At 40.1% G+C, this 2,236-nt stretch carries 3 protein-coding genes; all 3 read left to right on the top strand.

Translation table 11 applies throughout. The annotated features are described in order from the left end of the window. The coding region (locus B371_RS0100615) for an IS4 family transposase (protein ID WP_019412415.1) at positions 1–717 on the top strand (717 nt) is incomplete at its 5' end. Between the two features lie 172 nt (positions 718–889). Beyond that, positions 890–1,687 carry a TIGR00282 family metallophosphoesterase gene (locus B371_RS0100620; RefSeq protein ID WP_019412416.1) on the top strand — a complete coding sequence of 266 codons (798 nt, stop codon included), beginning with the start codon at positions 890–892 and terminating at the stop codon, positions 1,685–1,687. Positions 1,688–1,774: 87 nt separating this feature from the next. Further along, positions 1,775–2,047, top strand: coding sequence for a stage V sporulation protein S (locus B371_RS0100625; protein ID WP_019412417.1), 273 nt, complete (start codon positions 1,775–1,777; stop codon positions 2,045–2,047). Positions 2,048–2,236 lie beyond the last annotated feature (189 nt).

The raw sequence follows: 2,236 nt of genomic DNA on the forward strand, positions 1-2,236 counted from the left end.
CATTTTAAATGGGCGGAATTCCGGGAAACCAAAGCGGGCGTGAAGCTGCATCTGCGCTTGGTCTTCGATGAAAACGGCACGCATTATCCGGATAAAGAAGTCATCACGAATGCGAAAGAACACGACCGCAATCAACTGGAAGTGCTGGTTGATGACAAAGAAGCCATGTACGTTTTCGACCGCGGATATGTGGATTACAAACGATTCGACCTCTTTACAGACGATGGAATCTTTTTCGTTTGCCGGCTGAAGAAGAATTCCGTCCTTCATCCCGTCTATTCGTTTTCTCTTCCAGAAGGAAGCGATGCCCTGTCAGATACCATGGCTTTTATTGGATCCAGCACCAACTGTACGGAAAATGTCTTCCGAATTATCGTCATACCAGACGGCAAGGGAGGCGAACTGCGTCTAATCACAAACCGATTCGACCTTACAGCGGAGGAAATCAGTGAAATCTATCGCTCCCGCTGGGCAATTGAATTGTTCTTCAAATGGATCAAGCAACACGTGAAAATCAAGCATTTCTACGGTCAAAGTGAAAACGCCGTGAAAAACCAAATTTACTTGGCGTTGATTGCCTATTGCTTGAACGTGTTGATTCAGATGGAAACGAACAGTAAAAATTCAATCTTACGAATTTCGCGCATTTTGGTCGCAAATCTCTGGAAGAATTCCCGATATTGGCTTCGTAAAATCAGAAACAAAAAAGTTCCGTAGGAATCCTTTCTGTAACTGTCGCCCTCGTCTAACTGTATAAATTTGCCAAATGGACAGTACTACCTTTATTCGGGTGCTTCCCTTTTTGGCGAAAATATTGAAAATAGTGTGACTGAATATTCCGTCAAATTTTATGCAACACTAGTGATTTGAAACGAAAGAAGGAATGAAATTGAAAGTAATATTTATTGGAGATATCGTAGGATCAATGGGACGAGATACCTTGCAAGACTATTTGCCAAGATTGAAAAGGAAATACCAACCAGATGTCATTATTGCTAATGGAGAAAATGCTGCATCCGGGCGTGGAATTACAAAAAAAATATATCAAGACTTACTTTTTATGGGTGTTGATGTTGTAACAATGGGAAACCACACTTGGGATCAGAAAGAAATTTTCGATTTTATAGACGACACTGATTATTTAATTCGACCAGCAAACTTTTCAGATGATGCACCAGGTAAAGGAATGACCACGATTACAAAAAATGGTCATACATTATCAATTATTAATTTACATGGTCGGACTTTTTTACCTCCACATGATGATCCATTTAAAAAAGCAAGTGAACTTGTCAAAGAAGCGCAACAACTATCTCCGCTTATTTTTGTTGATTTCCATGCAGAAGCAACTAGCGAAAAGATTGCAATGGGATGGCACTTAGATGGAGAAGTATCAACAGTTGTAGGCACGCATACACATGTCCAAACTGCAGATGCTCGCATTTTCCCAAATGGTACAGCCTACATCACTGATGTGGGGATGACAGGTCCATACGACGGTGTACTAGGTATGAAAAAAGAAGAAGTATTGTATCGATTTAAAACAAATATGCCAGCACGCTTTGAAGTGCCAAAATCGGGTCGGTCTGTACTTAGCGCATTTTTTGTGGATCTAGACAACCAAACAGGAAAAGCCGTTTCATTTGAGCGTATTTATATTAATGAAGATTACCCTTTTAGAGGTTAACTTATTCTATCTCTCTATGAACTTGCATAAAGTGATTTATGGACAGATTAATCGTCCAACGGTCAGCAAGGACAAGGAGGAATTGTAGTGGAAACATTAAAAGTATCTTCAAAATCTAACCCGAATTCAGTAGCAGGTGCATTAGTTGCAGTCATCCGGGAAAAAGGGTATGCGGAAATGCAAGCAGTTGGAGCAGGAGCACTGAATCAAGCGGTAAAAGCAGTTGCAATTGCACGTGGCTTTGTAGCACCGAGTGGTACCGATTTAATTTGTTCGCCGGCATTTACAGATATCGTAATCGGCGGTGAAGACAGAACAGCAATTAAACTGTTAGTTGAAAAACGAACAAGAGGACAGTAAAGTAAATCCAATCAGCAAACAGATTGGTTTTTCAAAACATAAGCAAGATTGCTTGTGTTTTCATCCTTACTATCCTAAGACTAGATAAATAAAGAGCTGCCGAAGATACAATTTCGGCAGCTCTTTTCTTGCTTTTAAAATAATATAATTTTAACTAATGACAATGAGAAAAACCGGGCAAAGTGCGCC

It is taken from the genome of Paenisporosarcina sp. TG20, assembly GCF_000286315.1.
In the GTDB taxonomy this organism is placed as follows: Bacteria; Bacillota; Bacilli; order Bacillales_A; family Planococcaceae; genus Paenisporosarcina.